We start from the raw sequence: 3,240 nt of genomic DNA on the forward strand, positions 1-3,240 counted from the left end.
GCGCCGAGCAGCAGAGCTGGAGCGTCGCTGCCGCGGTTGCGCGCAAACGCGATCTGGGCACGCAGCCGCTCCGCCCGCGCCCGCTGCAAATCGTCAAGCGGACTCATCTCGGCGGTCGCGAGGAGCTCGGTCGCTCTGTCAGGCGAGCCAGCGTCGAACTTGGCCTGGGCTGCAGCCAGCGCCCGTGTTCCCAGCCGGGCCGACTCTGGCGTCAGCTCCGCCGCCCGCTCCAGAAACGCCGCTGCCGCCGCGACACCGCCGCGTCCCTGAGCCCGGCCGGCCGAGTGCTCCAGCTCAGCCGCCACCGTCTCATCAGGCCCGGGTGCCGCACGGGCGCGATGCCAGGCCCGGCGATCGGGATCGGCGTGCTGGTCAGTCGCCTCGGCCAATGCACGATGCACCTTCCGGCGATCGCTCAACGTCGCGGCCTTGTAAGCCGCTGAACGCACTAGCGGATGCCGGAACTGTACCCGCGACCCAAGCTCGAGCAACCCGGCGTCCTCGGCTGGCGCCGCAGCGCTGGGGTCGATCCCGAGTATTCGCCCCGCGCGCCACAGCAAGCTCGCGTCGCCAACCGGCTCAGCCGACGCCGTCAGAAGGAGCAGCTGCGTCTCGGGCGGCAGCACCTCGAGGCGTGATCGGAAGCTCTGCTCAATGCGGCTCGCCAGCGGACGGGTGGGAAGCCCGAAGCCGCCAGCCAACTGAGCAGATGTGAGCCCCCTGGGCAACTCCAGGAGGGCCAGCGGGTTGCCGTGCGTTTCAGCAATAATCCGGTCGAGTACCTGCGCATCCAGCCGCCCGCGGATCGCGGAGGTCAGCAGCTGGCGCGCATCGCGATCGCCGATTCCATCAACCACGAGGTCCGGCAAGCCCAGCAGTTCCCGCTGCCGTATCTCACGCACCGCGAACACCAAGAGAACCGGCTCGGCGAGCAACCGCCTGCCGGCGAACGCCAGCGCCTGGACGCTGGCGTGATCGAGCCATTGCATGTCATCGATCAGGCACACAAGAGGCTGCTCCTCCGCGACCTCCGACAGCAGGCTCAGGACCGCCAGGCCGACCAAGAACCGATCTGGTGAGTTCGCTGCGCGCAACCCGAACGCGATGCCCAGCGCATCTCGCTGCGGGGCTGGCAGGCCCTCGAGATGGTGGAGCATCGGAGCGCAAAGCTGATGCAAGCCTGAAAACGCCAGCTCCATCTCCGACTCGACACCCCGAGCGCGCACAACCCGGCAACCTGACGCTCGCTCCGCCAGGTAGTCCAACAACGCTGACTTTCCGATCCCAGGGTCCCCGCGCAACACGAGCGTGCCACTGCGCCCAGATCGCGTCTCGCAAAGCAGCCGGTCGAGCGTCCGGCACGCAGTCGCCCTGCCCAACAACATCAGCCCGCCGAACCCTCGCCTCTCGAACGACTCCCGTCGCTGCGCCCGGCTGCTTCAGTCGTGTACCCGGTGCGCTGCCTTACGCCCTGCTTCTCCACACTGTGTGACTGAGGGCGGCCTTCCGTGACCGCAAGGCGACATCGCCTGCTCCGAGCGGCCCAATGTAGTCACCAAGTACCGGTTCGTGGCCGCGCTCACCACGGTTACAACAGTAGCCACGGGCGACCCGTAAGGCCAGGGAGGCAGCACGACGATCTTCCCGTTGATCCTGCAGTCCTCCGGGCATTAGCGCACTGATCTCGGGGCCATCGCCGAGGATGTAGTGGCTCCAAACTGCCGCGGCGGGGGTCGGCCCGTAGTACGACTGGTCGCCCTCGGGCCCACCAATGTACTGGTACAGCAGCGCATCGACCGCGCCTTGCTGGTGATCTGCAGCGCCGAAACCGCCTGACCATTTAAGTATTGGTAGCGACGATTCTGACCGACAACGACTGAACTGATGGCCAGAAGAACAGGGCGGCAGGAAGGTTGTCGAGTCTCGACATTACGAGACGCGGCCCATCGGTTTGGGCACTGTCGAGACGTCCCAGCGACGCGAAGCATCGTCAACCCTCCACTGGCCTTCCAGACCAAACCGCACGAAGAAGGCGCTCAAGGTCGTCGATGGTGACGACATGCGGGTTCGACTCGGGTATCGCCGGAAGAATCAACCTAGCGGCTTCCGGAATGGCAGCTTCATCGAAGCCATATTCTTTAAGCGCACTTGGCGCACCGAGCGCGGAGCACAGCCGATCGAGACCCTCGACAGCGGAATCAGCACCGAACGCGGCAGCAATTCGGATTTCAGCTTCAGGAGCATGCTGCGCGTTGAACGCCAACACATGCGGCAAGACAGTTGCATGCGTTTGGGCATGTGGCATTCCGTATGCACCGCCGAGAACGTGACAGATCTTGTGATGCATTCCAGACCCTGCCGATGCGAACGCTACGGCGGACAGGTAGGCGCCGTACAGCGCTCGCTCTCGCCCACCGATACCTGCGGGATCTGATACCACGGCCTGGAGACCCGAGGCGAGAGCTCGAATCCCCTCACTAGCAAAGGCTTGATTAATAGGATCCGCCCGGGGGGCCCACATAGAGTCCACACAATGCGCGAGTGCGTTCAAGCCAGACGCCACCGACAGCTGAACTGGCAACGACAGCGTGAGCTCCGCATCATATATGACCGTAACTGGCAGAACCCGATTGTCCACACCCGTCAATTTTCGCGAATTGGCAGTCAATCCCCACACATTGGTGCCCTCTGAACCAGCGTACGTGGTCGGTACTGCGACGATGGCTGTGGTCATCGCGATTGCCTTCGCCAGACCAGTCGTGGATCCCCCGCCAATACACACGAGCAGGTCAATGTCATACTCGGATGCGATTGCGCGTGCGGCCTTCGCCTTCGCGATCGGAACATGTGGCGATACGTCAGAATAGTGAAGCGCAACATCGAATCCTGTCGATACCTTCTTCGCGGTTTCTGATTCACATTCTGCCGCGATCACCATGACCCGCGACGCGCGCAGACGGCCGACTTCCGCTGCGAGGTTGTCGGCGGCGTGACCTGACTTAAATACAATCCGTTGTCCTAGTGTCCTGAGTTATTGATTCGTTGAATATTTTGGTATCATCGGGTGATGACACGCGCTGGTCGCCCGAAGGCGGAATTGGTCCTGTCCGATGTCGAGCGTGACACGCTGCTGGGTTGGGCTCGACGCGCGAAGACGTCGCAGGCGTTGGCGCTGCGGGCGAAGATCGTGCTGGCGTGCGCGGAGGGCCTGACGAACAAGGATGTCGCTGCGAGACTGGG

2 protein-coding genes are annotated in these 3,240 nt (G+C 63.9%); both read right to left on the reverse strand.

What is annotated here, in order from left to right:
- On the reverse strand, positions 1–1,385 hold a 1,385-nt coding region (locus ACFWAY_RS53295; RefSeq protein WP_378516474.1), incomplete at its 3' end, for an AAA family ATPase.
- Between the two features lie 605 nt (positions 1,386–1,990).
- Positions 1,991–3,010 carry a maleylacetate reductase gene (locus tag ACFWAY_RS53300; RefSeq protein ID WP_378516475.1) on the reverse strand — a complete coding sequence of 340 codons (1,020 nt, stop codon included), beginning with the start codon at positions 3,008–3,010 and terminating at the stop codon, positions 1,991–1,993.
- Between the last annotated feature and the right edge of the window lie 230 nt (positions 3,011–3,240).

The organism is Rhodococcus sp. NPDC059968, from assembly GCF_042738615.1.
Classification (GTDB): domain Bacteria; phylum Actinomycetota; class Actinomycetes; order Mycobacteriales; family Mycobacteriaceae; genus Rhodococcus_F.